Origin of the sequence: Thermococcus sp. GR5, assembly GCF_012027535.1 — an archaeon.
Taxonomy (GTDB): Archaea; Methanobacteriota_B; Thermococci; order Thermococcales; family Thermococcaceae; genus Thermococcus; species Thermococcus onnurineus.
The window spans coordinates 1-371 of the sequence record NZ_SNUN01000045.1; the positions used below are offsets into that span (position 1 = coordinate 1).

The 371-nt window shown below is 51.2% G+C and carries 1 protein-coding gene; it reads right to left on the reverse strand.

What is annotated here, in order from left to right; all coding sequences use genetic code 11:
* A partial coding sequence (locus E3E33_RS10800) for an MnhB domain-containing protein (RefSeq protein WP_206203430.1) occupies nucleotides 1-371 on the reverse strand: 371 nt, incomplete at both ends.

Consider the following 371-nt stretch of genomic DNA (forward strand, 5'->3'; position numbering starts at 1 on the left):
TCTGGAATCGCCAGGAGGAGGAATACTGCTGTAAAGCCGGCTCCAACTGCTAGGAATTCGAAGAAGTTGTAGTAAATCAGTGAGCCGCCAATGAGCTGGCCGTTGATCTCTGCGGGAAATACTGGTTGGTTCTGCATTATGTAGCTCCCGCTGAGGAGTGGAACTAACGCCACTAACGCTATTCCCAGGAGTCCAATAGAACGCAGAATTAACGCCCTCGTCTTGTCCAAGCCATTTTCTTCTAGGGTATATTTTGAGTATGCTGCTATTATAAGGAGCGGAGCGACCGCGAGAGCAGAGCCGCCCTGAAAGCCACCACCCGGTGTCAAGTGACCGTGCAAGGCAATAGATGCCGAAACCGCAAGGATCAT